Annotated in this window: 21 protein-coding genes and 3 pseudogenes; 17 read left to right on the top strand and 7 right to left on the bottom strand. The window is 70.8% G+C overall.

Going from position 1 to position 25,099, the window contains the following annotated elements; genetic code table 11:
- Positions 1–741, top strand: coding sequence for a cupin domain-containing protein (locus tag ACHMXE_RS00685; RefSeq protein ID WP_395346284.1), 741 nt, complete (start codon positions 1–3; stop codon positions 739–741).
- A gap of 30 nt (positions 742–771) precedes the next feature.
- On the opposite strand, the gene ACHMXE_RS00680 is transcribed toward ACHMXE_RS00685, so the two are convergent.
- From ACHMXE_RS00680 to ACHMXE_RS00655, 6 genes are all read right to left on the bottom strand, one after another.
- Positions 772–1,890: a phenylacetaldoxime dehydratase family protein gene (locus tag ACHMXE_RS00680; protein WP_395346283.1), complete on the bottom strand. Its 1,119-nt coding sequence runs from the start codon at positions 1,888–1,890 to the stop codon at positions 772–774.
- 57 nt (positions 1,891–1,947) lie between these two features.
- Positions 1,948–3,390: an amidase gene (locus ACHMXE_RS00675; protein ID WP_395346281.1), complete on the bottom strand. Its 1,443-nt coding sequence runs from the start codon at positions 3,388–3,390 to the stop codon at positions 1,948–1,950.
- Positions 3,387–4,388 (bottom strand): ABC transporter permease, encoded by a 1,002-nt coding sequence (locus tag ACHMXE_RS00670; protein ID WP_395346280.1) that lies wholly within the window; start codon positions 4,386–4,388, stop codon positions 3,387–3,389. The genes ACHMXE_RS00675 and ACHMXE_RS00670 overlap by 4 nt, the downstream gene beginning before the upstream one ends.
- Entirely contained in the window at positions 4,385–6,874 is a 2,490-nt protein-coding gene (locus ACHMXE_RS00665; protein ID WP_395346279.1) for an ATP-binding cassette domain-containing protein, read from the bottom strand. The genes ACHMXE_RS00670 and ACHMXE_RS00665 overlap by 4 nt, the downstream gene beginning before the upstream one ends.
- Positions 6,787–8,052 (bottom strand): substrate-binding domain-containing protein, encoded by a 1,266-nt coding sequence (locus tag ACHMXE_RS00660; RefSeq protein WP_395346277.1) that lies wholly within the window; start codon positions 8,050–8,052, stop codon positions 6,787–6,789. Before ACHMXE_RS00660 ends, ACHMXE_RS00665 begins: the two co-directional genes overlap by 88 nt.
- Before the next feature lie 114 nt (positions 8,053–8,166).
- Positions 8,167–9,300, bottom strand: a complete 1,134-nt coding sequence (locus ACHMXE_RS00655; RefSeq protein WP_395346276.1) for a helix-turn-helix domain-containing protein — start codon at positions 9,298–9,300, stop codon at positions 8,167–8,169.
- Positions 9,301–9,467: 167 nt separating this feature from the next.
- Between ACHMXE_RS00655 and ACHMXE_RS00650 the strand changes: the two genes are divergently transcribed.
- The 3 genes and pseudogenes from ACHMXE_RS00650 to ACHMXE_RS00640 all read left to right on the top strand — a co-directional run bounded on the left by ACHMXE_RS00650 (position 9,468) and on the right by ACHMXE_RS00640 (position 12,144).
- Complete coding sequence (locus ACHMXE_RS00650; RefSeq protein WP_203207201.1) at positions 9,468–9,872, top strand: hypothetical protein; 405 nt, start codon at positions 9,468–9,470, stop codon at positions 9,870–9,872.
- Positions 9,873–9,885: 13 nt separating this feature from the next.
- Positions 9,886–10,858 (top strand): annotated as a pseudogene (locus ACHMXE_RS00645) (MYG1 family protein).
- 131 nt (positions 10,859–10,989) lie between these two features.
- Positions 10,990–12,144, top strand: coding sequence for an ATP-binding protein (locus tag ACHMXE_RS00640; RefSeq protein WP_395346275.1), 1,155 nt, complete (start codon positions 10,990–10,992; stop codon positions 12,142–12,144).
- Positions 12,145–12,159: 15 nt separating this feature from the next.
- On the opposite strand, the gene ACHMXE_RS00635 is transcribed toward ACHMXE_RS00640, so the two are convergent.
- Positions 12,160–12,927, bottom strand: coding sequence for a FadR/GntR family transcriptional regulator (locus tag ACHMXE_RS00635; RefSeq protein WP_395346273.1), 768 nt, complete (start codon positions 12,925–12,927; stop codon positions 12,160–12,162).
- A 223-nt stretch (positions 12,928–13,150) separates the two neighbouring features.
- Between ACHMXE_RS00635 and ACHMXE_RS00630 the strand changes: the two genes are divergently transcribed.
- From ACHMXE_RS00630 to ACHMXE_RS00570, 13 genes and pseudogenes are all read left to right on the top strand, one after another.
- Positions 13,151–14,116: a Bug family tripartite tricarboxylate transporter substrate binding protein gene (locus ACHMXE_RS00630; RefSeq protein WP_395346272.1), complete on the top strand. Its 966-nt coding sequence runs from the start codon at positions 13,151–13,153 to the stop codon at positions 14,114–14,116.
- 33 nt (positions 14,117–14,149) lie between these two features.
- Complete coding sequence (locus ACHMXE_RS00625) at positions 14,150–15,034, top strand: fumarylacetoacetate hydrolase family protein (protein WP_395346271.1); 885 nt, start codon at positions 14,150–14,152, stop codon at positions 15,032–15,034.
- A gap of 8 nt (positions 15,035–15,042) precedes the next feature.
- Positions 15,043–16,026: a Bug family tripartite tricarboxylate transporter substrate binding protein gene (locus ACHMXE_RS00620; RefSeq protein ID WP_395346270.1), complete on the top strand. Its 984-nt coding sequence runs from the start codon at positions 15,043–15,045 to the stop codon at positions 16,024–16,026.
- A 25-nt stretch (positions 16,027–16,051) separates the two neighbouring features.
- Entirely contained in the window at positions 16,052–17,026 is a 975-nt protein-coding gene (locus tag ACHMXE_RS00615) for a cupin domain-containing protein (protein ID WP_395346269.1), read from the top strand.
- A gap of 137 nt (positions 17,027–17,163) precedes the next feature.
- Positions 17,164–18,612: an MmgE/PrpD family protein gene (locus ACHMXE_RS00610; protein ID WP_395346268.1), complete on the top strand. Its 1,449-nt coding sequence runs from the start codon at positions 17,164–17,166 to the stop codon at positions 18,610–18,612.
- Positions 18,613–18,641: 29 nt separating this feature from the next.
- Complete coding sequence (locus tag ACHMXE_RS00605; RefSeq protein WP_395346267.1) at positions 18,642–19,643, top strand: Bug family tripartite tricarboxylate transporter substrate binding protein; 1,002 nt, start codon at positions 18,642–18,644, stop codon at positions 19,641–19,643.
- A 43-nt stretch (positions 19,644–19,686) separates the two neighbouring features.
- Positions 19,687–20,259: pseudogene (locus ACHMXE_RS00600) on the top strand (SDR family NAD(P)-dependent oxidoreductase); the annotation flags it as partial.
- On the top strand, positions 20,186–20,494 hold the full coding sequence (locus ACHMXE_RS00595; protein ID WP_395347377.1) for an SDR family oxidoreductase: 309 nt from the start codon (positions 20,186–20,188) through the stop codon (positions 20,492–20,494). The pseudogene ACHMXE_RS00600 and the gene ACHMXE_RS00595, both read left to right, overlap by 74 nt.
- Positions 20,495–20,537: 43 nt before the next feature.
- A pseudogene (locus ACHMXE_RS00590) lies at positions 20,538–20,885 on the top strand (ABC transporter substrate-binding protein); the annotation flags it as partial.
- 43 nt (positions 20,886–20,928) lie between these two features.
- Entirely contained in the window at positions 20,929–21,678 is a 750-nt protein-coding gene (locus ACHMXE_RS00585) for an ABC transporter substrate-binding protein (protein WP_395347376.1), read from the top strand.
- A 13-nt stretch (positions 21,679–21,691) separates the two neighbouring features.
- Positions 21,692–22,555 (top strand): branched-chain amino acid ABC transporter permease, encoded by an 864-nt coding sequence (locus tag ACHMXE_RS00580; RefSeq protein WP_209539535.1) that lies wholly within the window; start codon positions 21,692–21,694, stop codon positions 22,553–22,555.
- The gene (locus ACHMXE_RS00575) at positions 22,552–24,393 is read left to right on the top strand and encodes an ATP-binding cassette domain-containing protein (RefSeq protein WP_395346266.1); all 1,842 of its coding nucleotides are present in this window, start codon (positions 22,552–22,554) and stop codon (positions 24,391–24,393) included. The genes ACHMXE_RS00580 and ACHMXE_RS00575 overlap by 4 nt, the downstream gene beginning before the upstream one ends.
- Positions 24,390–25,094 carry an ABC transporter ATP-binding protein gene (locus ACHMXE_RS00570; RefSeq protein WP_395346265.1) on the top strand — a complete coding sequence of 235 codons (705 nt, stop codon included), beginning with the start codon at positions 24,390–24,392 and terminating at the stop codon, positions 25,092–25,094. Before ACHMXE_RS00575 ends, ACHMXE_RS00570 begins: the two co-directional genes overlap by 4 nt.
- The last annotated feature ends 5 nt before the right edge of the window (positions 25,095–25,099 follow it).

Genomic DNA, 25,099 nt, shown 5'->3' with positions numbered 1-25,099 from the left:
ATGGACGACGCAACGACCGACACCGCGGTCGACCCGTTCTCGGCGGCGCACTGCACCTCGGTGGCAGAGGTGCCCGGCCTCTGGGTGCGGCGGGTCGCGCTGGCGGCAAACCAGCCGGTGGCCTGGTTCCGCAGCCTGCGCGCGACCGCGCTGTTCTTCGCGCACCGGTCGGGGCTGGCGGTGCAGATCCAGCGCCCGCCGTTTCGCTGCATGCTGGAGGCGGGCGAGTTCTATTCGGTACCGCCCGGCGTGGACCTGTCGGTGTATGCCGTCGACGGCGCGCCGATCGAGTTCACCGTGTTCGAGCACGGAGAGGGGCTGGAGCGCCGTGCCAGCGCCGCGCCCACGCTGGCGCATGTGGGCGAACCCACGCGCCGGGCGCGCGTGGAGCCCGCGGCCGCGGTCCACACCCATGCCGACACGGCGCGCCTGGTGCCCGGCCTGGCGCGCATGGACGTGATCGCCTCGCCGCCCGAGTTGCGTTTGATCGTGCAGGGCCACGGCGTCGACGAATGCGTGCCCTGGCACTCGCACGACCGGATCGCCGATACCTTCTACTGCGTGAGCGGCGTTGCGCGGGTGGCGGTGCGCGACCCCGAAGAGGGCGCGCGCGTGATGGCGCCCGGCGAGGTCTACACCGTGCCCGCGGGCGTGCCGCACATGGTCTCGGGCAACGCCGGCCAGCCCTGCGAACTGCTCATCCTGCAGGGCGTGGGCGTCTACAACTACGTGCCGCGATAGCGAGCGGCCGGGCTGCCCGGCCGCGGGCCGTCAATCCGCCGCGAAGCGCACCGCGCAGCCCGCCGGTACCTCGCTGGCCTCGAAGTAGGGCAACAGCCCCGTGTGCGGATGGCAGTTGATGTACTGGGCATCGAGCTCGTCGCGCTTGAGGATCTGCGCCTCGACCCAGATGTGCATCTGCGGCGCGAACTTCGGCTCGGTGTACATGTCGATGAAGCTGCTGCGCACGCACAGGTGGGTGGCGTGGGTGCGCGCCGCCTTTTCGATATGGCCCAGCGACAGCAGGAAGCCGAACTGCGACTGCTTCTCGCGCTCGGCGCCGCTGGCGACGTCCTGCTCGCGGCAGAACCGGATGCTCAGGCCGCCCGTGACCTTCGGATCCTGCTGCAGTGCCGCGACCCATTGCGCGACCACCTGCTCCATCTTGTCGGTCCAGATCGCGCGCTCGGCCTCGAGCGCACGCTCCCAGCCCTGGCCCTCGCGGATGAAGCAGATGTTGTCGGGCGTGGTGATGCGGATCCGGCGGCCGAGCGTGTCGCGCGCCACCGCGTCCGGCATCTCCTTGTGGGGGCTGGCGAAGTTGTCGCCACGGGAGGCGGCGAAGCGATCGCGGTAGCTGCCCCAGTAGCCGAACTTCTTCGAGCCCACCATGGGCAGCAGCGCCGCGGCGCTGGCGGGTTCGTCCGTGCCGGCGGCGTACTGGAAACGGTCCTTGTGGGCGCTCATCACCTCGCGCCAGAAGCCGCTGCCGCCGGCTGGATCGGCCGGCAACTCGCGCCACCAGCGCGCGGGTGCCTCGCTCGCGCTCCAGCGCAGATAGGCGTCGCGCCCGACCCAGTAGGCCAGCAGGATGTCGCAGGCATGGCCCTGGGGATCGACATAGTGCGCGCGCTCCACCCAGCCGGGGCCGTCGGGAAGTGCGAACAACGCTTGCAGTGCCTGGCGCTGTGCATCGGCCGCACCCGGCGTTCTCGACTGGAAGCCGTACATCGCGCTGACCATGTGGGTCACGTCCTCGGGAAAGGCGACGATGCGTCCCGGATAGTCCTCGGGCAGCGCCTCCCTGGCGCTGGCCTGGCGTGCGTCGGGAACGCGCTCGGCGGCCGCAGCAGCGGCAGCGGTGGCGTGGGGGCAGGAGGGTTCGGTCATGGGCTTTCCTTGTACGTCTCGTTGTCGTCGATGGCGATGGTGATGGGGACGGCGGTCTCAGTCCATGGGCCGCGCCTGGTGCCAGCCGGTCACGCGCTGGAATGCGTGGGCGGCGGCGAACAGCTGGTCTTCCGCGAAGCGCCGGCCCACGAGCTGGAACACGATCGGCGCGCGCGCCGGTCCGCTGCCGCAGGGCAGGACGATGCCGGGATGGCCCGACATGTTGAAGGCGCAGGTGAAGCGGTGCAGGCCGGCGATCAGGTCGTCGTCCACCCGGGCCATGCGTTCCAGCGTCGGAACCTGGAACGAGAGCACCGGCAGCGCGATCACGTCGACCCGCTCGAACACCGCGTCGAGCGCGCGCGCGAACGCCTCGCGCCGGCGCAGCAGCCGTTGGTGCTCCATGCCGGTCATCGCATGGCCGGTCTTCAGCAGGCTGTCGAGGGCGGGCCCGTACTCTGCCGCGCGCGCGGGGTAGGTGGCTTCGTGCGCCAGCGCGGTCTCGACCGCGCAAACGCCGAACCAGTCCCAGATCATGTCGCTGCCATCGGGCAGCCGCACCGATTGCGCCAGCGCGCCTTCGCCGACCAGCACCTCGACCGCGGCCTCCAGCGCGAGCGCGGTGGCGGGATCCACCTCATGCCGTGTCCAGGCCGGGTCGATGCCGATGCGCAAGCCACGAACACCACGCTCGAGCGCGGCGCGGTAGTCGGGGGCCGGCCCGGGCGCGCTGGTGGGGTCGCACGGGTCGGCGCCGGCGATGGCGCCAAGGATCAGCGCCGCGTCGGCCGCGCTGCGCGCCATCGCGCCGACATGGTCCAGGCTCGCCGCGAGCTCGAACACGCCGTGCCGGCTGACCCGGCCCCAGCTCGGCTTGATGCCGGTGACGCCATTGGCCGCGCACGGCAGCTTGATCGAACCGCCGGTCTCGGAGGCCAGCGCGCCGAAGCACAGGCCCGCGGCCACCGCCACCGCGCTGCCGCTGGAGGACGCGCCCGACCACAGCGAGGCCTGCCACGGATTCGTCGGCTGCGCATAGGGCGGACGGTGTTCGGCGTAGACGCCCTCGGTTAAGGTGAGCTTGCCGAGGATGACCGCGCCGGCCTCCTTGAGCCGGCGCACCGCCGTGGCGTCCTCGTGCGCGACGAAATCGCGGTGGATCGCCATGCCCGCGGCGGTGGGTGCGCCCGCGGTCCAGAAGATGTCCTTGATCGCCAGCGGCACGCCGTGGAGCGGACCGCGATGGTGCCCGGCCGCGATCTCGGCATCCGCCCGGCGCGCGTCCTGCAGCGCCGATTCGGCCATCGGCAGTGCGAAGGCATGCAGGCGCGGATCGAGCGAGTCCATGCGCGCGAGCATGGCGCGGGTGAGATCGACCGGCGACAGCGCGCCCCGCTGGATCAGGCCCGAGACTTCCGTCAGCGACTGGAAGTGCAGCGCGGCGCCGCGGGCAGGCCCGGTCGAGGCCAGGGGTTCGGTGGAGGTATCGAATGGGCTCATGGTGAGGAACGGGAAAGGAGTCGGGGCAGCAAGCGGATCGAGGTCGCGGCCAGGATCGCCAGCGCCTGCACCAGCAGCTGCACGGCCGCGCCGGCGCCCAGCGCAAGCACCAGCTGGCCGAGCTGGGCCATGAACAGCGCGGCCACGCCGCTGGCGATCACGCTGCCGCGACCGCCGGAGAACGGCGTGCCGCCGACCACCACCGCCGCGATGGCCGGCATCAGGTAGTCGTTGCCCGCGGTATGCGAGGCGTTGCCGATGTAGCCCGCCAGCAGCAGGCCCGCCACCGAGAAACACACGGCCGACACCACGTACGCGCCGACCTGGTAGCGCATCGGCGCGATGCCGGCGGCCGCCGCCGCGCGCGGATTCACGCCGACCGCCACGAAGCGCCGGCCCAGCAGCGTGCGTCGCGTGATCAGCGCCACCGCCGCCACGAACAGGATGGCCAGCCACAGGCTGTTGGGCAGCCCCATCAGGCTGGCGTGCGAGAAGGCCTGCATGCTGTGCGGCGCCGAGATCGGCGCGTTGCCGCTGAGGCTGCGCACCGCGCCCAGCAGCAGCGCGTTGACCGCCAGGGTGGCGATCAGCGGAGAGATCGCGAGCCGCGCCGACAGGAAGCCGTTGAGCAGCCCGACCAGCACGCCGCAGCCCAGCGCGCCGGCGATCGACAGCGCCATGGACTGCGTGGCGTAGCCCAGCACCGCGGCCAGCACGCCGGCCAGCGACACCATGCCCGCGGCCGACATGTCGAGGCCGCGCTGCTGGATCACCACCGTCTGGCCGGTGGCCACCAGCGCCAGGATGCTGGCGAAGGGCAGCATCGCCAGCAGCGAGCCGGCCCCGACGGTGCCGGGCGCGACGAGCGCGCTGAGGACGAACAGCAGTGCGGTGCCGATCCAGATCCAGCCGAATTCGCCGACGCGCGGGCCGCGCGCGACCGCGGGTCCGGCCGGGGCGTCGCCTGGCCGCGCGGCGCCGAGGACTTGCGGGCTCATCGCGCCACCGCCATGTCGCGGCTCTTGGAGTACAGCGCGACCGATGCCACGATCATGGCGCCCAGCAGGTAGGACTGCCAGGCATCGCTCAGGCCGAGGAAAGCGGTCACGACGTTGACCTGCGTGATCAGCAGCGCACCGAGCAGCGCGCCGACGAAGGAGCCGCGCCCGCCGAACAGGCTCGCGCCCCCGATGACCACCGCCGCGATGCTCGCGAGCGTGTAGTTCAGGCCGGCGCTGGCATCGCCCGAGCCGGTCTGCGCCATCATCAGGATGGCGGCCAGGCCGGCGAAGAACGAGCAGGCCATGTAGGCCGCCATGCGCGTGCGGCGCGGATGCACGCCGGCCACGCGCGCAGCCTCGGGCCGCGAGCCGAAGCCGCGCAGCGCGAGGCCCAGACGGGTGCGGAACAGTCCGAACTCCAGCGCCAGTGCGAGCGCCGCCACAGCCAGGATGGCCAGCGGCACGAAGCCGATGCCCGCGCCGATGCCCTCCATGATCTCGTCGGCGATCAGCCCGCCGGGCACGGGCCGCAGCAGCAGCGACACGGCCTGCACCACCATGTAGGTCGCCAGCGTGGCGACCATCGGATGCAGGCCCGCCGGGTCCACGAGCAGCCAGTTCAGGAAGCCGATCGCCAACGAGATGACCAGCACCAGCGCCCAGCCGAGCGCCTGCTGTCCCGCGCTGGCGTCGGCCACCAGGAAGAAGGACTGGACGACGACGATCAACCCCATCAGCGGCCCGACCGAGAGATCGATGCCGCCCACGAGCATCAGCACCTGCTGCCCGAAGGCCACCAGCGCCAGCGTGGCGATCAGCGGCAGGACCCCGCCCCAGTTGCGCCCCGTCAGGTAGAACTCGTTGACCGAGGCGGCATAGGCGCCGAGCAGCAGCACCGCCAGCAGGAGCATGGCAATGGGTGCGACGTCGCCCGCGGCCCATTTCCAGAACCCGGAAACGCCGCCGTGCGCCCGCTCGCGTACCGTGGTGGCGGTCAGGACCGCCGCGGTGATGCCGTGCTCGGTGACCGCGTCGCCAGCGAGTTCGGCGGCAACCTGTCCGCGCGAGAAGATCAGCACCCGGTCGCACAGGCCCGCGACCTCGTGCGCGTCGGAGGACACCACCAGCAGGCCCACGCCCGAGGCGGCGGTGGCGCGCAGGCTGCGGTAGATCTCCATGCGTGCCCCGATGTCCACGCCCTGGGTGGGCTCGTCCACCAGCAGCACGGCGGGCCTGCTCGCGAGCACGCTGGCGAGCACCAGTTTCTGCTGGTTGCCGCCGGAGAGGGACGCGATCGGCGTCTCGGTGTCCGGTGTCTTGGCCGCGAACTGGCGGACCGCTTCCTCGGTGCGCCGCAGCTCGCTGCCGCGCGCGAGCAGGCCCGCGCGCAGGTCGCGCGACAGGCTGCGCAGCGAGAAGTTCTCGCGCACGCTGAGTTCGCCGAAGATGCCTTCGCGGTGGCGGTCGCCGGGCAACAGCCGGATGCCGGCATCCGCCGCCCGGCCGGGGTTGCGCAGCGCCACTTCCTTCGCACCGACGCACACGCGTCCGCGCGAGGGCGCCATGCCGGCCAGTGCGCGCAGCAGCTCTCGCTGGCCGTTCCCGTCGATGCCGGCGAGGCCGACGATCTCGCCGGAGGCCACGCGCAGGTCGACGCCCGAGAAGCCCGGCCCGGCGAGGCCTTCGAGGCGCAGCGCGTCGACGCCGGGTGCTCGTGCCTCGCGCTTCGCCGGAAACTCGCGATCGAGCTGGCCGCCGACGATCAGCTCCACGATCTGCTGTTCGCTCAGGCTGCGCGCCGCGTAGCTTCCCTGGCCCTGTCCCGTTCGCAACACCGTCAGCTGGTCGGCGATCTGCTGCACCTCGCGAATCCGGTGCGAGATGTAGACCACCGCGGCGCCGCGTGCCGTGACTTCGCGGATGCGCGCGAACAGCCGCGCGACGTCGTCGCCCAGCAGGTGTTCGGTGGGCTCGTCGAGCACCAGCAGGCGCGGCTCGGCGGCCAGTGCCTTGACGATCTCGACGATGAAGCGCTGCTCGGGGCCGAGGGTGGCGACGCGCTCGCGCGGATCGATGCGCACCTCGTCGTTCCAGCGCGCCAGCAGCGCCGCCGCCCACTGGGCCGCGCGCCCGATCGGAGGGCGGCAGCGCCGCGGCACGCCGAGGTAGAGGTTCTCGGTCACGCTGAGGTCGGGCATCAGCGCCGGCTCCTGGCGCACGATGGCCAGGCCGAGTTCGCGCGCCCGCTCGGGGTCGCCGCGCACGGCCTGCCCGCACAGCATGACCGTGCCTTCGTCGGCCGCCAGCGCACCGGAGGCCACCGCCATCAGGGTGGACTTGCCGGCGCCGTTCTCGCCGACCAGGCCGTGCACTTCGCCGGCCCGCACGGTGAAGCTCACCCGGTCGAGTGCGCGCACGCCCGGAAAGCGCTTGGTAACGCCGTCGAGTTGCAGCACGACGGAATCGATTGCCGCGGTGCCCATGTCACTTGCGGAAGAGGGCGCCGAGCTTGTCGCCCGGCAGTCCGGAGGACAGGTCCGCGTCGGGCGGCGCGGCCGGGTCGCACTTCGGGTCGACGTTCTTCGCGCTGTCCACATAGAGGGAAGGGCACCACGCCCGTGGGTTCCGGGTTCTTCGTGCCCTGGTACTCGGCCATGCCGCGGCGCAATGCGTACCGCACGATGGTCGTGGTGCCGTCGAGCGAGTAGTACGGCCAGGCCTTGTTGGCCTTCTTCGCCTGCAGATACTTGCAATTGATGTCGTTGTTGCTCGCCAGCGTGACCTGCGCGGGGACCTTCAGGCCGGCCTGTTCGTAGGCCTTGATCGCCGCCAGCGTGGTCACGCCGTAGTCGGATGCGATGGCGTCGATCTTGCCGGCGCCGTACTTGGCGATCAGGCCCGCCACCGCCTTCTGGGCGTCGGCCGGATTCCAGTTCGTGACGATGTAGTTGTCGTCGAGCAGCTTGAGCTCGGGGTACTTGGAGAGCTGCGCCTTGAAGCCATCCATGAAGCGCTGCGACGACGTCGCCCCCGGCGTGCCGCCCAGCAGCACGACGTTGCCCTTCTTCAGCGTGTCGCCGAGCCAGTCGGCCCAGATCTGGCCGATGCGTACCTGGTCCTGGTAGACGTTGGCCGCGTAGTCCTTGCCCGGCGTGCCGGGCATCTTCGAGAAGTAGGGGATGACGGTGACGCCCGCGCGCTGTGCCTTGCGCAGCGCCGGCAGCATGGCATCTCCGAAATCGGTGAACGAGATCAGCACGTTCACGCCCTGCGCCACCATGCTGTTGATGTCGCTGTTGGACTTCTGCTGGTCGCCATTGGCGTTGGCGTAGAGGATCTTGGTGATGTTTTTGCACTTCGATGCCTCGTCGCGGAATTCAGCCTCGGCGATCTTGCGCCAGGTGTCGCCGCCGAATCCGTCGGTCAGTCCGACGACGGTGGGCTTGGTGCCGCACAGCGAGGCGATGTCGATGCCCTTGCCGAGCACCACCGACTCCTGCGCCTGCGCGACGCCGGCCTGGCCGATGAAGGACAGCGTGGCTGCGAGGGCCAGGCCGGGACGACCTCGCAGGAGGCTGATGCTGCGCCGGGCAGCGGGACTGCGAACGGTGATGGATGCAGGGGCCTGGGCGGCCGCGCGGGAAAGGCTGGTGAAGGTCATCGTCGTCTCCGGCAACCACAGCGGTTGCCTTGGCGACGACTTTAGGGATCCGACAGCGCCGACGCTGGTCCCGGAGCGTCAATCGCGCTTGCCCGAAACATGCAGGCGCAAGCGTCAATGCGCCGCGGAGCGCCCTGACTTCATGAGCGTGTTGGGCGACTGGCCATAGCGCGCCTTGAAGCTGCGGCTGAAGTGCGAGAAGCTGCTGAAGCCACAGCTCAGCGCCACTTCGGTGACCTGCCGCGCGCGGCCTTCGACGAGGGCACGGTGGCTGGTCGCGAGGCGTTCGTCCCACAGCCAGCGCATGACGGTCGTGCCGGCACCCGCGAACAGCCGTGCCAGCGTGCTGGTCGACACCGAGAGCGCGGCGGCGATGGATTCCACGTCCAGCTCGGGATCGTCGAGGTGGCTGCGGATGTGCGATTGCGCGCGTGCCAGCAGCGACGCGTGGCGACCGTTCACGGGTGCCATGCCGCCGAACTCGACGTCCATGGCGGCGGCAATGACGTCGACGATCGAGGCGCCGACCTTGGCCGCCGCCGGACCATCGAGGTCGAGTGCGGCGGCGTTGCGGATCATGTTGCCGGCCAGCGCGCCCAGGGCCGTCCGGCCGCTGATCAGCAGCGAGGGCAACTGCTCGGCCGTCGGCACCCGTGCCAGCATGGCGCGGCGCGGCACCTTGAGCAGCGCCATGCGGTAGCGGTCGGGGAACTGGTAGACGAACGGCTGGGCGGTGTCGTAGATCGCCACGTCGCCGACCTGCTGGCGTGCATGGTGGCCATGCTGCTCGAGATGGCCTTCGCCATCGAGCAACAGGCTCAGCAGGAAATCGTCGCTCGGGGCCGAGCGGACGTCGCTGGGCGCGCGCTGATAGCGCAGCGGCGCGCATTCGATCTGGCTGATCTGGACCGTGCCGAGTTCGGTGCGCGAGAGGCTGGCGTCGAAGCGCTCGGCGGCGACGGGCGTCGACTCCGCGCGGCAGAAGTTGCGACAGATCTCCTCGTGCCAGTAGGCGAAGCGCTCACCCTCCCGAACCGTCGACGCATCAAAGTAAGTCAGCATGGAAATCTCCTGGTCCTCACGCGCTTGCATGCTTTGGGCCAGCGTGCGCCTTCTGGCTCGGCCGAACTCGCCCCGAACCGGAGCAGGAAGACCAGGCGTGGTGCGTGGGCGCCCCGGTGCGGGATAGGCGATGGTAAGGCCGATGGCGCGCTGCTCCTGCGCCCTGGAATCAAGGAATGCCCGCATGGCGCGCCAGTGCCGGCCGGTGCAGCGTGTTTCGCCGTGGCTTCCCCCGAAAGTGCCGAAGCTCGATAATCGAGGGTTTTCCCCGTCGGGGCGGCCTCACACGTGAAGTCCCACTGCAGCGGTCATCCGACCGACCACCGCCCCGATCAACGACAGAGAGAGATTGAATGGAATTGGTTTTGGAAGAGATGCTCAAGTTGGGCGACATGCGCCCGAACTTCGTGCAGTCCATCCGCGCACTGCGCATCGGCGACCTGCAGGAAGCCGCGCAGCGCGAGCGAAACGTCTTCTGGCGCACATCGCTGCGCGACATGGCCACGAAGGCCGACGCGGTGGCGAAGATCGTCGAGGACTTCGGCCTGGGCGCGCAGAAGGGCCTGACCGAGCTCGGCGCCAGCATCGTGCGCTCGGTCCCGCGCTCGGCGGACACGGGCTTCGTCGTGGTCCTCGAGCATCTGCCCACCCGCGCCCAGTACGCCCTGTGCCAGGAGATCCTCGACATGTTCCGCGACGTCGCGGAGGAAATGGGCGACAAGAACGTCGCTTTCCGCTGCTTCTTCTCGGCGGACTAGCGGCTCGGCGGCCATGACCGACCCGTCTCCCACCGTCGCCGTGCATGGCAACTCCTTCCATGCGGACGACGTCTTCGCCGCGGCCGTGCTGATGGCGCTGCATCCCGGTGCAACGCTGATCCGCACGCGCGACATGAAGCGCATTGCCGCGGCCGACTTCGCCATCGACGTGGGCGGGGAATGGGATCCCGCGCGCGGCCGCTTCGACCATCACCAGAAGGGCTTCGCCGAGCACCGGCCCAGCGGCGTCGTCTACGCGAGCTCCGGCCTGGTGTGGCTGGCCCATGGCCTGGACCTGATCCGCCAGCGCCTGCCGGGCATCGACGAGCAGATCGCGCTGCGCGTGCGCGACGCGATCGACGACGAGCTCGTGCAGCACCTGGACATGGCCGACACCGGCGCGCTCAATGCCGCGCCCGGGGTACTTCGGCATCTCCGCGATGGTCAGTGCCTTCAACACCTCGCGCAGCGAGGAGGGCGCCGCCGGCGCACCGCCGGCGATCGCCGCGCTCGAGCTGGCGCAGTTCAAGACCGTGATGGGCTTCATGGGTCTTTTCATCGACCGTCTCATGGTGCGCTTCTCGGACAAGTTCGCCGGCGAGTCGCTGGTCCGGCAGGGCGAGCTGCTGGCCGACGGGAAGATCCTGGTGCTGAAGGAATCGGGGCTGTCCTGGTCGGGCGTCGTCTGTGCCGAGATGCCCGATGTCCTGTTCGTGGTCTACCCGGAAACGCCGGGCGGCCAGCACCAGGTGCGCGTGGCGCCGATCGAGCCCCAGTCCTTCGTGGCGCGCCGCGACCTGCCGTCCGCCTGGGCCGGATTGCGCAACCAGGATCTCGCGGCCGTGACCGGTGTCGAGGACGCCGTCTTCTGCCACAACAACCTGTTCATCGCCGGCGCCGGGTCCCTGGCTGGCGCGATCGGGCTGGCGCAGGCGGCAGTGGCGCAGCTGCGGGAGGAGGGCGCGCCCCGTGCCCCGGCACGCTAGGCCGTGGCAACTACAGCACTTTATGTCGCGAATCTATAGTTTGCGACTGCTAACTATAATTTTGAACTCCGAGCTATAGTTTGCTGTAATCTCTCGACCTGACCCGGGCCGCAGCCCTTGAGGAGAGATCCATGGCGGACACGGTTTTTCACCGCACCCAGCTGGCCGAACGCATGGCCCAGGGCGTCATGGCTTCGGCCGTCGGCTCGGCGGCCGCTTCGGGCCTGTTTCTCGCCGCGCCCCGGCGCACCGGCAAGTCCACCTTCGTGCGCGAGGATCTCCGCCCCGCGCTGCAGAACCGGGGCGCCACGGTCCTCTACGTCGATCTCTGGGCGAACAAGAAGGCGGATCCGGGCGCCGTCATCGTCGGCGCGGTGCGCGCCGAGCTGGCCCGGCACGAGGGCGTCGTGGCCCGGCTTGCGAGGTCGGCCGGCATGGAGAAGGTCACCGTGGGCGGCGTGGCCTTCTCGCTCGATCGCGTCGGACTGGGCAAGGAGATCTCGCTGAGCGCGGCCCTGGCGGCGCTCTCCGACGAGACGAGGCAGCCGATCGTGCTGCTGATCGACGAGGCCCAGCACGCGATCGCCACGGAGGGCGGCTACGACGCCCTGTTCGCGCTGAAGGCCGCGCGGGACGAGCTCAACAGCAGCGCGCACCACGGCCTGCGGATCGTGGCCACGGGGTCCAACCGCGACAAGCTGGCGATGCTGCGCAACAGCAAGGACCAGGCCTTCTTCGGCGCTCCGCTGGTCGCATTCCCGCCCCTCGACGCCGACTACATCCAGTGGTTCTGCAAGGGCGTCGGCCTGGCGGGCCCGCTGGATCCGGATGCGGTCACGAAGCTCTTCGAGCGGGCGGGCCACCGGCCGGAGATCCTCGGTGCCGCCGCCGACAGCATCCGCTTCGACTTCAACATCGGGCCGGCCGATGCCGCGGCGGCTTTCGCCCAGGCCGTCGACGAGCAGATCGAGGAAGCCGACCTGCAGACCCTGCGGGTGATCCAGGCGCTCACCCCGCTGCAGTCCGCGGTCCTGCGGGTGCTGGCGCGCGAGGGCGAGAAGTACGCGCCCTTCGAGGCGGGGACCATGGAGCGCTACCGCGCGATGCTTTCGGCACTGGCGCCGGGCGAGGCGATGGTGCCGGAGGTGTCCAACGTGCAGGCGGCGCTCGGCGCGCTGCAGGACAAGTCGCTGGTCTGGAAAGAGAAGCGCGGCGTCTATTCGCTCGAGGAGAGCATGACCGCCGAGCTGATGCGCCGGCACGGCCTGCTGGACGTCGCGGCCTAGAAGTCTGCGCGGCGCTCAGCCCTCTACCGCGGGCTTCTCCAGCAGCCGATTGAGCCGCTCCAGGTGCGCGCGCATCTCCTTCACCGCGCCCTCCGCATCGCGCGCGCGCATCAGCCGCAGCACGTTGCGGCGCACGCCGATCACGTCGCTGCGCGGCACCGGGCTGGCCTTCGCGAGCAGCGCGCGCGTGAGCTCCGACAGCGACTCCACCAGCATGACCATCACCTGGTTGTGCGTGGCCTGCGCGAGGATTCGGTAGAACTCGGTGATGTAGGCATTGCGCCGCGAGAAGTCGCCGCGCAGGGTGAGTTCCTCCGCGCGGTCGATGTCCTGCTCGATGGCCTGGAAGTCCTCCTCGGTCGCGCGCTCGCAGGCGAGGCGGATCGCCTGCTCGGTCAGGATGATGCGCATCTCGGTCACGCTGTGCGAGGGGATCTGGCCGAGCATCACCATGTCGCCGACCGCCTGGGTCACGGTGCTCGAGTCGCGCTTGCGGATGAACGCGCCGCCGCCCATGCCCTGCTGGCACTGCACGATGCCCGCGTTCTCCAGGCTGCGCATGGCCTCGCGCACGGCCGTGCGGCTCACGCCGAGCTGCTCGGCGAACTCGCGCTCGGGCGGCAGGCGGTCGCCGGGCTTGAGCGTGCCCAGCGCCACCTCGCGGCGGACCTGCTCGCACACCGCCTCGAAGGCGCGCTTGGCCTTGATCGGCTGGAAACTCGGTCCGGCACGGCCAGCCATGCCGGCGTCGGCGTTCTCGATGTCGGTCTGTTCGGCAGTCATGCGGCGCCTCCTCTTTTTTGCAGTTCGGACAAAGGTTATACCTTATGTCCTTGTCTCGATAGAGGGGTGTCGCTGCAGGGATTCTCAGCCCGTGCCATCCCAATTCCTAAAAGGTCTGACCTTAGCACCTAACACCAAAACGCTTCCGCCGGTATCGGGGTTTGCCTTATGTATAAGGTATGACCTTATTAGCTATCGTACCTTCCATGATGAAGGAGACACGATGAGTACCGCTGGACGTCACCTGGTGGGATGGGCCCTGTCCCTGGCCGCGGGCATGGCATGCGCCGCCTACCCGGACAAGCCGATCACGCTCGTCGTGCCCTATGCCCCGGGCGGCATGGGCAGCACCTTCGGCAACCTGATGAGCGAGGCGCTGAGCCCGGCGCTGGGGCAGCGCGTGGTGGTCGACTACCGGCCCGGTGCCAACGGCGGGCTCGGCGCGGCCCTGGTCGCCAAGGCGCCGGCCGACGGCTACACGCTGCTGATGGCGGTCAACAGCACGATGGCGATCAACCCGGCCATCTATCCCAAGCTGCAGTACGACCCGATCAAGGACTTCTCGCCGGTGGCCATGGTCTACACCTCGGCCAACGTGCTGATGGTCAATGCCAAGAGCCCGTACCGCAGCGTGGCCGACCTGGTGAGCTACGCCAAGGCCAACCCGGGCAAGCTCAACTACGGCTCCTCGGGCAACGGCGCGACGCCGCACCTGTCGGGCGAGATGTTCCGGCGCATGGCCGGCATCTCTATCAATCACGTGCCCTACAAGGGCATCGGCCCGGCCATCGTCGACCTGATCGGCGGGCAGATCGAGCTGGTGTTCAGCGACACCTCCGCGATGACGCAGGTGACGGGCGGCAACCTGCGCGCGCTGGCCGTCACCGGCCCGAGCCGCCTGGGCATGGCGCCGAACCTCCCGACGATGCAGGAGCAGGGGTTCCCGGGCTTTTCGATCCGCTCCTGGTACAGCATCGCCGCGCCGGCGGGCACGCCCAAGGCGGTGGTGGAGCGGCTCAACGGCGAGATCGCCAAGGTGGTCCGCTCGCCCGAGATGCGCCAGCGCATGAAGGACATCGGCGTCGACCCGGCCGAGGACACCTCGGTGCACTACCTCGACGCCACCACCCGCGCCGACCTGGCGATGTGGAAGAAGTTCGTGACCGAGGCGGACATCAAGCTCGACTGAGCCGCCGCCACGAGACCTGAAAGGAAAAGCCAAGTGAAGATTGCCGTGTTCGATGACGACCGCGTGGGCCTCGTCGAGGAAGACCTGATCTACGACGTGACCGCGGCCGTGCCCGATGCCGGGCCCGAGTTCCCGCGCGTCTACATGTCGCGGCTGATCGCGCAATGGGACCGGCGCAAGGCCGACATCGAGAAGGCGCGCCGCGAGGCGAGGGCGCGCCCCCTGTCCGAGGTGACGCTGCGCGCGCCCAACCCCTTCCCGCTGCACGTGGTGGCCGCGCCGGTCAACTACCGCAAGCACATCGGCGAGATCGGCGCGCGTTCGGTCAGCGGCGGCGCCTCGGCGGTCGAGCGCGGCTTCTTCCTGAAGGCCTCCTCGTCGGTGATCGGCGCGGGCGAGGCGATCCGCCTGCCGCGCGGCTCGACGCGCCGCTTCGACCACGAATCCGAACTCGCCGTGGTGATCGGCAGGCAGGCGCGCAACGTGCCGCGCGAGCAGGCCCTCTCGCACGTGTTCGGCTATTGCTGCCTGATCGACGTGACCCTGCGCATCGAGCCCGGCCGGTTCGAGGAGGAGCGCGTCGCGCGCAAGTCCTTCGACACCTTCACGCCCGTGGGCCCGTACATCGTGACGGCCGACGAGGTCGGCGATCCCGGCGACCTCGCGAACCGCCTGTGGGTCAACGACGAGCTGCGCCAGGATTCGCGCACCAGCGCGCTGATCCTCGACGTGCCCGGGCTCATCGAGTGGGCCTCCTCGGTCATGACCCTGCAGCCCGGCGACATCATCGCCACCGGCACGCCCGAGGGCGTGGGCCAGTTCTCGCCCGGCGACCGTGTGCGCATGGAGATCGAGCGCGTGGGCTCGATGACCTTGCCGGTCGTCGAGGACGAGGACTTCGCGCCGCGGCGCTTCTGAAGACGGGGATGGCGATGCGAACCCTGCGTCTTCTGGCCTGCGCGCTCGCGCTGCTCGGTGGCGGCGCCACCGCCGTGCACGCGCAGCAGGACTATCCGTCCCGGCCGGTGCGCATCATCGTGCCGTTCCCGGCCGGCGGCGGCGTCGACGTGCTGATCCGGGCGGTCGCGGCCGAACTGTCGAAGCGCTGGGGCCAGGCCGTGGTCATCGACAACCGCGGCGGCGCCGGCTCGCTGATCGGCGCGGAGGCGGTGGCGCGTTCGGCGCCCGACGGCTACACGTTGATGGCGACCATCAACCAGACGCTGACCTCGAACCGCTTCCTCTACAAGTCGCTGCCCTACGACCCCGACAAGAGCTTCGCGCCGGTTGCGCTGATGACCACCAGCGACCAGTTCCTGATCGCCAACCCCTCGGTGCCGGCAAAGGACCTGCGCGAACTCGTCGCGGCGGTGCGCGCCCAACCCGGCACGCTGGCCTACGGCTCGTTCGGCAACGGCAGCCAGCCGCACCTGGTCTACGAACTGCTCAAGGCCAAGGCCTCGCTCGACATCACCCATGTGCCCTACAAGGGCGTGGCGCCGGTCATGACCGGGCTCGTGGGTGGCGAGATCCAGCTGGCCACGGGCAGCGCGAGCGTCGCGGGCGAACTGCTCAAGGCCGGAAAGATCAAGCCGCTGGCGGTGGCTGGAGCCAAGCGCTCCACGCTCTTTCCCGACGTGCCGACCACGGCCGAGCAGGGCTATCCGCAGCTGCGCGCCGCCGTCTGGTATGCGCTGGTCGCGCCGGCCGGCACGCCCGAGGCGGTGATCGAGCGCATCGCCGCCGACGTCAAGGCGACCCTCGGCGAGCCGGAGTTCGCACGCAAGAACGCCACCGCGCGCGGCCTCGAGGTCAACGCCGGCGGGCCGGCCGAACTGCGCCAGGCCATCCGCGACGACGTGGCCGTCACGCGCGAGATGGTGCAGGCCGCGGGCGTGAAGCCCGAGTGAAGAAGACAACGCAAGGCCCACCGCCATGAACACCACCGCCACCGCCCGACCCGATTTCGACAGCGCGAGCGATCTCGCGCAGTTGCACCGCATGCTCGAGGACATCCAGGTGAAGAACGGCTGGAACAAGCCGACGCCCTCGCTCTATCCGCAGCCCAAGCAGCACTACATGCCCGCGCACTGGCAGTACGCCGACGCGCGCGCCGCGCTGCACGCGGCCGGCCGCCTCGTGGGCACCGAATGGGCCGAGCGGCGCAACCTGATCCTGGCCAACCCGATCCCCGGCAACGACTACCCGACCGTGACCACGCTGGTGGCGGCCTACCAGATGGTCAAGGGCGGCGAGGCCGCGCGCAGCCATCGCCACACGCCCAACGCCATGCGCGTGGTGGTCGAGGCCGCGCCCGGCACCTTCACCATCGTCGATGGGGTCGACGTGCCGATGGAGCCCGGCGACGTGCTGCTCACGCCCAACTGGAGCTTTCACGGGCACGACAACCGCAGCGAGGTCGATGCCTGCTGGATCGACATCCTCGACGCGCCGCTGGTGCAGCTGCTCGGGCCGATGTTCTTCGAGCACCATCCCGACAAGGTCGAGAAGGCCGAACGCGTCGATCCCGCGAGCCCGATGCGCTTCGCGCTGCGCGACTACAAGCCGCGGCTGCTGGACGCGCCCGAGATCGCGCCGGGCGTGCGCACGCTCGAGCTCGGACCGCCGACGCTCGACACCTTCGACCGCGTGGCGGTGGCGCTTTCGGGCGGCCGCGAGTGGCAGGTCGCGCAGAGCACCGCGAACCAGATCTTCATCGTGGTCGAGGGCGAAGGCAGCTCGCGCATCGGCGAGCACGGCTTCGAATGGCGGCGCGGCGACGTGATCGCGGCGCCGGCCTGGCTCGCCCAGCGGCACCGCGCCACGCGCGACGCGATCCTGGTGCGCATGTCCGATGCCCCGGTGATGCGCGCCTTCCGCTGGCTGCGCTCGGGGACGCTTCCTCCGTGAGCCACGGCCATGCATCGATGAACTGAGGCGGGCCGGCAGGTGCCGGCCGCCCACCTTCCGTTTCGCTCTCCATGCCAGGCCCCGTGCCGGCAGGAGCCGGTTCGCCCATTCCACCCACGCAGCCTTCGTTCGCCACCATGGACACCACCACCCGCCGACTCGCGACCTTCGCCATCGAGACCCGCCACGAGGACATTCCCGAGGCGGTGCGCCGCAGCGCCAGGCTGCTGCTGCTGGACACGCTGGGCTGCGCCATCGGCGCGGTCGGCACCGATCCCGGCCTGGCGGTGCGGCGCATGGTGCAGCGCAACGGCATCGGCGGCCCGGCCAGCGTGCTCGGCACGGGCCAGAAGACCTCGGTCGCCACCGCCGCCTGGGCCAACGGGCGGCTCGGGAACATCCTCGACATCGACGAGTGCTACAAGGTCCAGGGCCACCATGCGCAGGCCAGCCTCGGCGCGGCGCTCGCGCTCTCGGAGGAGCAGGGCGGCAACGGCGCCGACCTGCTGGCCGCCTTCACGCTGGGCTTCGAGGTGGGCGTGCGGCTGGGCAACTTCCTGAGCCCGCGCGTGACCGTCGACGAGCAGGGCCGCACCAAGGGCTGGACCGGCCTGGTCGGCCCGGGGCAGGGCGTGCATGCGGCCTGCACCGCGGCCTCGCGCCTGATCGGCGCCACGCCCGCGGAGCTCGCCGATGCCTTCGGCAACTGCGCCCAGTACATGGTGGGCCGCGACTGGTCGCGCCAGTGGGGGCGCGACACCGACCTGGGCACCTTCAAGTACGCCGACACCGGCTGGAACGCGCAGGGCGGGCTGATGGCCGCCTGGCATGCGCGCGAAGGCATCCGCGGCATCCGCGACATCTTCGACACCGACAGCTACGCGCAGGTGTTCCAGGGCGTGATCCTCGATCCCGGCGCGATGCTCGCGAAGCTGGGCAGCGAGTGGTACCTCCCGGGCACCTCGATCAAGTTCTGGCCCTGCTGCCGCTGGATCCACTACGCGCTGACCGCCTTCGACCAGCTGCTGCGCCACCATGCGCTGCGCGCCGAGGAGATCGAATCGATCGAGCTGCGCTCGTTCCCGATGATCCCGTACCCGCGCTTCGCCGACGACGGCGATCCGCCGAACCTCGTGGCAGCGACCTTCAGCTTCCCGCATGCGGCCGCGATGGTGGCGCTCGGCGTGCCGGCCGGCCCCGAGTGGTTCAGCGACCAAAACATGCGCGGCGAGGCCGCGCGCGCGATGCGCCGCAAGGTGCGCCTGGCCAACGAGCCCAGGGGCTACGACCCCGCGACCTGGGGCCTGGAACAGCAGGTGCTCAAGGTGCCGTCGCGCGCCGTGGTGCGCGCGCGCGGCCGCGAGTTCGAACTCGAGAGCGACTTCGCGCTCGGCGACAGCTGGGAGGGCGCGCCGCGCTATGGCGAGCAGGACGTGGTCGACAAGTTCCGCCGCATGGTGCGCACGCTCGCGCCGATGTCCAGCCGCTGGGATGCGCGCATCGACGAGGCGGTCGACATGGTGATGGGGCTCGAGTCGCTCTCCGACGTGCGCGCGCTGACCCGCGCGCTCGATCCGGCCTGCTGAGGCCTTCCCATCCATCCCCAGGAGCCGACATGAGCCCCATCGTCCGTCCCTTCCTTTCCCGCATCGCATCGCGGGTGCTGTGCGCGGCCATGGCGCTGGGCGCCGTGCTCGCGCCGCTCACGCAGCCGGCGCGCGCGGCCGATGCCTTCCCGAGCAAGCCGATCCGCATCGTGGTGCCGTTCCCGCCGGGCGGCCTGACCGACGTGAGCGCGCGCCGCATCGGGCAGCTCGTGGCCGACGACCTGGGCCAGCCGGTGGTGGTGGAGAACCGGCCCGGCGCCAACGGCCTGATCGGCACCGCGCAGGTGCTGCGCGCGCCGTCCGACGGCTACACCCTGGTGGCCGTCACCACCAGCGTGGTGCTGATCAGCCCGCTCTTGACCAAGGCGCCCTTCGATCCGCTCAAGGACATCGCCTACGTGCTCAACTACGCCGGGCCCTCGCATGCGCTGGTGGTCAAGGCCGACTCGAAGTACCGCACGCTCGACGACCTGATCGAGGATGCGCGCGCGCGTCCCGGCGAGCTGAGCTTCGGCACGGTCGGCACCTCCGACACCGCCTACTTCGGCGCCAAGGCCCTCGAGCGCGCCAAGGGCGTGCGCTTCAACCACATTCCCTACCAGGGCGCCAACCAGAGCCTGATGGCGGTGGTGTCGGGCGAGACCACCTTCGCGCCGACCTCCAACTACGCCGAGATGGTCAAGGCCGGCAAGCTGCGCGCGCTCGCGCTGCTCGACCGCCAGCGCATGCCCTCGATGCCGCAGGTGCCGACCTTCACCGAGTTCGGCGTGGACTGGCAGTTTCCCTGGATCACCGGCCTCGCGGTCTCCGCGCAGACGCCCGAGCCCATCCGCAAGACGCTGGAGACCGCCTTTCTCAAGGCCGCGCGCAGCCCGGCCTTCGGCAGCCTGCTGGAGCAGATGCAGGTGCCGCTCTACGTGCTCGACGGCGAGGCCATGAAGAAGGACCTGGCCGCCAAGATTCCGCAGTACCGCCGCATCGCCGACGAGTACGGCCTGGTCCAGCAGTGAGGCATCCGCCGCCTTGCCATCTCCATTCAACGAGGACCCCTTCATGAAACTCCAGGACCAGGTCGCCATTGTCACCGGCGCCGCGCGCGGCATCGGCCGCGGCTTCGCGCTGCGCCTCGCCCGGCTCGGCTGCCACGTGGTGGTGGCCGACGTCGACCTCGACGCGGCGCGCCGCTTCGACGAGCAGCTCAGCGCGGCCAGCGTGAGCGACGAGATCGTCGCGCTGGGCCGGCGCAGCATCGGCGTGCAGGGCGACCTGCGCCAGCGCGCGGCCGCCGACGCGCTGGTGGCGCGCGCCATCGAGGCCTTCGGCCGCGTCGACATCCTCGTCAACAACGCGGGCGGCGCCTTCGCGCCGATCGAGTCGAGCCGGGCCTCGCAGATGAGCGACCGCGACATGGCCGACATGTTCGACGTCAACCTCATGAGCACCGTGTACTGCAGCCAGGCCGTGCTGCCGCACATGCGCGCGCGGCGCAGCGGCAACATCATCAACGTGGGCTCGACGCTGGGGCTCGACGCCGCGCACCGCGCCGGCGCCTATGCGCACTACGGCATGGCCAAGACCGGCGTGGTGCAGTTCACCCGCTTCCTCGCGGCCGAGGTCGGCCCCGACGGCATCCGCGTCAACTGCATCGCGCCCGGCTCCACGGCCACCGCGCGCGTCGCGAGCCAGGCCCGCGCGCGCGGGCATGGTGGGCGATGCCGACCTGCCGAAGATCCCGCTGCGCCGCCTCGCCACCGTCGAGGACATGGCGGGGCCGCTCGAGTTCCTCGCGACCGATCTTTCCTCCTACGTTACCGGCCAGTGCATCTCCGTCTGCGGCGGCAAGGTGCTCACGCCGTCGTGACCCTCATTGCTTTTTATTGATTGACCGGAACCGGAGACACGCCATGAACCATTCGAACCGACCCCTTCGCCGCCGCCTGCTCGCGGCCGTCTCGGCCACGCTGCTCGCCACCTGCGCCGCGCTGCCGTCCGCCGCCTTCGCCCAGGGCGAGCCCGTGAAGATCGGCGTGCTGATGCCCACCAAGAGCGTCATCGGCCAGCAAGGCCAGCAGGGCGCCGAGCTCGCCGCCGAGATGATCAACGACCAGGGCGGCATCCTCGGCGGGCGCAAGGTGCAGCTCATCGTCTACGACAGCAACTTCCAGCCCGTCGAGGGCGTGGCCGCGGCGCAGCGGCTCATCAACCAGGACCGCGTGAAGTTCATCGCCGGCGAGATCAGCAGCACGGTGGCGCTGGCGGTGCTGCAGATCGCGCGCGCGCAACAACGTGCTGTTCATGGCGGCGGTGCCCAAGCACCCCGACCTCACGAAGTCGGGCTACGACAAGGTGTTCCGCCTCACGACCACGCTCGACGCCGATTCGGAGTACTTCGATCGCCAGCTGCTCGAGCGCGTGAAGCCGCAGAAGCTCGCGGTGGTGGCGGAGAACACGGACTACGGCCGCTACGTCATCGAGGGCTCGAAGAAGCGCTTCGGCGACAAGTTCGTGGCCGGCGAGACCTTCGAGCTCAGCCAGAGCGACTTCAGTACCTTGATGACCAAGGTCAAGGCCAGCGGCGCGGACACCGTGTGCATCGTCGCGGGCAAGCCCGAGCAGGCCGCCAACGCACTGCGCGCGATGGGCACCGTGGGCCTGCAGGCGCGCAAGTGCACGGCCACCGGCGTGCTCAACAACCAGATCCTGCGGCTGGCGGGCGACGCCGCCGAGGGCGCCTTCGGCTCCGACATCTACGTCTCGACGCGGCGCAATCCGCTCAACGACGAATTCGTCAAGCGCTTCCAGGCCAAGCACGGCCATGTGCCCGAGAAGGTCGAGGTGCTGGGCTTCGAGTCGGTCTGGCTCACCGCGAAGGCGATGGCCGCGGCCGGCACCAGCACCGACACCGCCAAGGTGGCGGAGGCGCTGCACAAGAACGCCTGGGCCACGCCGCGCGGCGAGATCCGCTTCGATGCCGGCGGCCAGTCGCAGGCCCGCGACTACGTCGACTTCGTCGCCAAGGGCGGCAAGCTGACGGCGTCGCAGTGAGCGGACGGCACCGATGACGGAATTCGTCCTTCAGCTGCTGGCCAACGGCCTGTCGAACGGCGTGGGCTACGCCTTCGTCGCGCTCGGCCTGACGCTGGTCTTCGGCGTGCTGCACGTGATCAACTTCGCGCACGGCGAGGTGTTCATGGTCGGTGCGCTCGCGGCCCTGCTGGGCACGCGCTGGGGCCTGCCCTACCTGGCGACGCTGCCGCTGGCGGTGCTGGCGGGCGTGGCGCTGGGCGCGCTGCTCGACCGCGTCTGCGTGGCGCCGCTGCTCGCGCGCAGCCACGACAAGTCCGAGGTGCTGCTCGCGACCTTCGCGGCCTCGATCATCGTGTTCGAGGCGGTGTTCGTGAGCTTCGGCGCGCAGGCCGAGAACGTGCCGGGCATCCCGGGCGTGTGGACGGCCGGCGGCGTCGCCGTGCCGTGGCAGCGCGTGTTCGTGCTCGGCGCGGGCATCGTGGTGCTGGTGGCGATGGAGTTCCTGCTGCGGCGCACGGCCTTCGGCGTGCAGCTGCGCGCCGTGGCCCAGAGCGCCTTCGCCGCGCGCGTGGTGGGCATCCGCGTGCAGCGCGTCAACAGCCTGACCTTCGTGCTGGCCAGTGCCATCGCGGGGCTCGGCGGCGCGCTGCTCGCACCCGTGATCCTCTATTCGCCGCAGATCGGCCATGCCGTGATCATCAAGGCCTTCGTGGTGGTGGTGATGGGCGGGCTGGGCAGCGTGCGGGGCGCCGTGGTGTTCGGCGTGCTGCTGGGCGTGGTCGAGGCGCTGGCGGGCGCCTTCATGTCCGAGGGCTTCGCCGCCGCGGCCATCTACGCGCTGATGCTGGTCACGCTGCTGTGGCGGCCGCACGGCCTGATGGGGCGCGCGGCATGAAGGCGCTCCTCACTCGGCTGCCGGTGCTGCTCGCCGGCGTGGCGCTCGCCAGCGCCGCCATCGCCGGCCTCGCCACCGCGCCCTACGTGGCCGACGTGCTGAGCTACGCGGTGGTGCTCGCGCTGTTCTCGCTCGCGGTGGGGCTGACCTTCGGGCAGCTCGGCTACGTGAGCTTCGGCCACGCGGCCTTCCTCGGCGTGGGGGCCTACGCGGTCGGCCTGCTGGTCACGCGCGGCGGGCTCGACTACTGGAGCGCGGTGCCGCTGGCGCTGCTGCCCGGCGCGGCGCTCGGCGCGCTGGTCGGCCTGGCCTCGGTGCGCCTGGGCGGCGCCTACTTCGCGATCGCCACCCTCACGCTGGCCGAGATGCTGCGGCTGGTGGCCACCAACTGGATGGACGTGACGCGCGGGCCGCTGGGCATCATGGTCATGGTCCAGCCCATGGCCTGGACCGAGCGCCTGGGCTGGAGCGGCCAGCAGGGCTACCTGTTCGTGCTGCTCGCGACGCTGGGCCTGGCGCTGCTGCTGCTGGCCCGGCTGCGCGCGGGGCCGCTCGGGCGCGCCTGGACCTTCGTGCGCGAGGCGCCCGCGCTGGCCGAATCGGTCGGCATCCCGACGCTGCGCGCGCGTGTCATCAACATCGCGCTGTCGGGCGCGCTGGCCTCGCTGGCCGGCGGCCTGCTGGTGCCCAAGGCGCTGGTGCTCTCGCCCGACCTGTTCGGCGTGCAGCACTCGGCGGCGGGCCTGCTGGCGGTGATCCTCGGCGGCAAGGCCACGCTGATCGGGCCCGTGATCGGCGGCATCGCCTTCGGCGTGCTGCCCGAGATGCTGCGCGCCATCGACGAGTACCGGCTCGGCCTGTTCGCGCTGCTGCTGCTGGTGGTGGTGCGGCTGCTGCCCGAGGGCATCGTGTCGCTGCTGCCGCGCTGGCGCAGGCCGGCGACTTCCGGCGGCGCGGACGCGGTCGCAGCGGCGTTGCCAGCGGTGACGTCAGCGCAGGCAAGCGAGGCGCGCCCTGTTCCCGCTGCATCCGGCGTACCCATCGTCACCGTCCGCGGCGTCGGCCGGCGCTTCGGTGGCCTGGTCGCGGTCGACGGCGTCGACATGCAGATCGCCAGCGGCGAGCTGCTCGGCATCATCGGGCCCAACGGCGCGGGCAAGACCACGCTGCTGTCGATGCTCGGCGGCTTCATGGCGACCAGCACGGGCGAGATCCGGCTGGCCGGCGAGGCCATCGATGCCGGCGCGCCGAACCGGGTCGCGCGGCGCGGGCTGGTGCGCACCTTCCAGCAGACCGCGCACTGCGCGTCGCTGAGCGCGTTCGACAATGTGCTGTTCGCCAGCTACCTGCTGCATCGCGAACGGCCCTGGGCGGGCCTGGTGCGCACGCCGGCCTTCGAGGCGCGCGAGCGCGAGCGGCGCGAGAACGCGGCGCGCTGCCTCGCGGCGGTCGGCCTGGCCGAGCGCGCCGATGCCGTGGCCGGCACCTTGCCTTATGGCGAGCAGAAGCTGCTCGGCGTGGCGGTGGCGCTGGCCACGCGGCCACGCGTGCTGCTGCTGGACGAGCCCGCCGCCGGGCTCAACCACACCGAGGGCATGCGGCTGGCGGCCGTGCTGCAGCGGGTGCGCGCGGACGGCTGCACGATCGCGATCATCGACCACAACCTGCCGCTGCTGATGTCGATCTGCGACCGCATGGTGGTGCTGCAGCAGGGCCGCAAGATCGCCGAGGGCACGCCGGCCGCCATCGCCGTGCATCCCGAGGTGCTGCGCGCCTACCTGGGCACGCCCGCCGAGCCGGCGCCTGCTCAGGCCGCGCCCGAGGAGGTGCCGGCATGAGCTTCTCCATCGAGGGATTGCAGGTGCGCTACGGCGCCGTCACGGCGGTGCACGACGTGTCGCTGCGCATCGCGCCGGGCGAAGTGGTGGCGCTGATCGGCGCCAACGGCGCGGGCAAGTCGTCCATCCTCAAGGCCGTGATGGCGCTCACGCCGCACGCGGCGCGCAAGGTGGCCATCGACGGGCGGGCGCTGGAGCGCGCCGACACGCGCGAGCGGCTGCTCGCGGGCATCTCGCTGTCGCCCGAGGGGCGCCACGTGTTCCCGCAGCTCACGGTGCGCGAGAACATCGACCTCGGCTACCTGGGCAAGGACGGCGGCGAGCGCGCGGCGCGCCGCGAAGCCATGTACCAGCGCTTCCCGCGGCTGCGCGAGCGCGAGGCCCAGGCGGCCGGCAGCCTCTCGGGCGGCGAGCAGCAGATGCTGGCGATCGCGCGCGCCGTGATGGCCGGCCCGCGCCTGTTGATGCTCGACGAGCCCACGCTCGGCCTCGCGCCGATCGTGGTGCGCGAGCTGGCCGCCGCGATTCGCCATTTCGCGCGCGGCGGCATCGCCGTGCTGCTGGCCGAGCAGAACGCCGAGATGGCGCTGTCCGCGGCCGACCGCGGCTATGTGCTGCAGGGCGGACGCGTCGTCACCGAGGCCCCGGCCCAGGCGCTGCGCGCGAGCGAGGAGGTGCGCGCCGCCTTCATGGGCATGTAGAGCGC

Source organism: Variovorax sp. UC122_21, assembly GCF_044056785.1.
Taxonomy (GTDB): domain Bacteria; phylum Pseudomonadota; class Gammaproteobacteria; order Burkholderiales; family Burkholderiaceae_C; genus Variovorax.
The sequence above is the reverse complement of the archived record's forward strand: the minus strand, read 5'-3'. Positions and strand labels throughout refer to the sequence as shown.

What these genes read in the sequence shown, in the direction of transcription:
- ACHMXE_RS00620 (WP_395346270.1), top strand. Translation starts at nt 15,043, where the DNA reads ATGGCGATGCGAACCCTGCGTCTTCTGGCCTGCGCGCTCGCGCTGCTC.
- ACHMXE_RS00655 (WP_395346276.1), bottom strand. Translation starts at nt 9,300, where the DNA reads ATGCGGGCATTCCTTGATTCCAGGGCGCAGGAGCAGCGCGCCATCGGC.
- ACHMXE_RS00610 (WP_395346268.1), top strand. Translation starts at nt 17,164, where the DNA reads ATGGACACCACCACCCGCCGACTCGCGACCTTCGCCATCGAGACCCGC.
- ACHMXE_RS00585 (WP_395347376.1), top strand. Translation starts at nt 20,929, where the DNA reads ATGGCGGCGGTGCCCAAGCACCCCGACCTCACGAAGTCGGGCTACGAC.
- ACHMXE_RS00580 (WP_209539535.1), top strand. Translation starts at nt 21,692, where the DNA reads ATGACGGAATTCGTCCTTCAGCTGCTGGCCAACGGCCTGTCGAACGGC.
- ACHMXE_RS00595 (WP_395347377.1), top strand. Translation starts at nt 20,186, where the DNA reads ATGCGCACTACGGCATGGCCAAGACCGGCGTGGTGCAGTTCACCCGCT.
- ACHMXE_RS00650 (WP_203207201.1), top strand. Translation starts at nt 9,468, where the DNA reads ATGGAATTGGTTTTGGAAGAGATGCTCAAGTTGGGCGACATGCGCCCG.
- ACHMXE_RS00660 (WP_395346277.1), bottom strand. Translation starts at nt 8,052, where the DNA reads ATGACCTTCACCAGCCTTTCCCGCGCGGCCGCCCAGGCCCCTGCATCC.
- ACHMXE_RS00670 (WP_395346280.1), bottom strand. Translation starts at nt 4,388, where the DNA reads ATGAGCCCGCAAGTCCTCGGCGCCGCGCGGCCAGGCGACGCCCCGGCC.
- ACHMXE_RS00665 (WP_395346279.1), bottom strand. Translation starts at nt 6,874, where the DNA reads ATGGGCACCGCGGCAATCGATTCCGTCGTGCTGCAACTCGACGGCGTT.
- ACHMXE_RS00680 (WP_395346283.1), bottom strand. Translation starts at nt 1,890, where the DNA reads ATGACCGAACCCTCCTGCCCCCACGCCACCGCTGCCGCTGCTGCGGCC.
- ACHMXE_RS00575 (WP_395346266.1), top strand. Translation starts at nt 22,552, where the DNA reads ATGAAGGCGCTCCTCACTCGGCTGCCGGTGCTGCTCGCCGGCGTGGCG.
- ACHMXE_RS00675 (WP_395346281.1), bottom strand. Translation starts at nt 3,390, where the DNA reads ATGAGCCCATTCGATACCTCCACCGAACCCCTGGCCTCGACCGGGCCT.
- ACHMXE_RS00635 (WP_395346273.1), bottom strand. Translation starts at nt 12,927, where the DNA reads ATGACTGCCGAACAGACCGACATCGAGAACGCCGACGCCGGCATGGCT.
- ACHMXE_RS00605 (WP_395346267.1), top strand. Translation starts at nt 18,642, where the DNA reads ATGAGCCCCATCGTCCGTCCCTTCCTTTCCCGCATCGCATCGCGGGTG.
- ACHMXE_RS00615 (WP_395346269.1), top strand. Translation starts at nt 16,052, where the DNA reads ATGAACACCACCGCCACCGCCCGACCCGATTTCGACAGCGCGAGCGAT.
- ACHMXE_RS00685 (WP_395346284.1), top strand. Translation starts at nt 1, where the DNA reads ATGGACGACGCAACGACCGACACCGCGGTCGACCCGTTCTCGGCGGCG.
- ACHMXE_RS00640 (WP_395346275.1), top strand. Translation starts at nt 10,990, where the DNA reads ATGGCGGACACGGTTTTTCACCGCACCCAGCTGGCCGAACGCATGGCC.
- ACHMXE_RS00570 (WP_395346265.1), top strand. Translation starts at nt 24,390, where the DNA reads ATGAGCTTCTCCATCGAGGGATTGCAGGTGCGCTACGGCGCCGTCACG.
- ACHMXE_RS00630 (WP_395346272.1), top strand. Translation starts at nt 13,151, where the DNA reads ATGAGTACCGCTGGACGTCACCTGGTGGGATGGGCCCTGTCCCTGGCC.